Source organism: Pseudomonas sp. YuFO20 (assembly GCF_035064975.1).
GTDB lineage: Bacteria > Pseudomonadota > Gammaproteobacteria > Pseudomonadales > Pseudomonadaceae > Aquipseudomonas > Aquipseudomonas putida_AE.
In genome coordinates this window covers 1-798 of the sequence record NZ_JAXDEO010000151.1, presented here as the reverse complement: position 1 = coordinate 798, position 798 = coordinate 1, and the positions used below count along the sequence as shown (strand labels likewise).

Sequence of the window (798 nt, the reverse complement as noted above, 5' to 3'; positions counted from 1 at the left end):
CATCGAACGGGTCGGTTTCCATATCGAGGATAGCAATGTTGCGCTGTCGCGTTTCCTTGGCGCGGGCGCGCGATGCGCGCTTGCACTCGTTCGGCGTCATGGGCGCGTCGCCTTTCGGTGGTCGCCCCATCTTCGGCTGATCCTCGTCTTTCCAGTTGGCGTTCAATCGCGCTTCGAGATCAGCAAGCGCCGACAGCGCGGGCACAATCGAGGGCATTGTTATTTGCCCTTCCGTCTGCCGCGGTGCGCTTTTTTATTTGGTGCGCGACGCTGCGTCTTTATGCCTTGCGGCTCGCTGATCCTAACGCCGGTAAAATAAAGATCAGCCTCACGCCTGAATTCGGTACGCTCTGTCTTTGTGCCGAATGTCCAATCTTCGCGCACAGCGTAGCTGCGCCATTCCGCCTTGCCTTCCGGATCGTCGGCTTTGTACTCGTTGAGAAACTTTGCCAGCTGCTCTCGTGTGAAGCGGCGCCATTCTGGCTCAGTCTGCCCCTTGCGCAGGAACGGAAGCGCATAGGTTGTTAGCTTGTGCTGTGTCGCTGGCGTAATGTTGCGCACTTCCGTTTCAGACATGCGCGTGCGCTTGATTGTCGCGCCATCGACCTTTTGTTTCGGCGGCAAAGGTCGCTTCAATTGTTCGATCAGTTCGCGCTGCCGGCGCGTTGGCTTTTTGCGGAGATCAATTTTCCCTTTAAATATCCCCGACTTTTGCAAACGTTTGAGCGCGGCGCGATCCTTGCGCGCTTGCGAAGCACTTCGATTTTTGGTAGCCACGTATTTATCGGAGGGATTTGA

2 protein-coding genes are annotated in these 798 nt (G+C 56.4%); both read right to left on the bottom strand.

Annotated features, from left to right (window positions below; all coding sequences use genetic code 11):
- Positions 1 to 217, bottom strand: a 217-nt coding sequence (locus SOP85_RS31005) for a hypothetical protein (protein ID WP_323629406.1), incomplete at its 3' end; no start/stop codon positions are given.
- Between the two features lie 2 nt (positions 218 to 219).
- On the bottom strand, positions 220 to 798 hold a 579-nt coding region (locus SOP85_RS31000), incomplete at its 5' end, for a hypothetical protein (protein ID WP_323629405.1).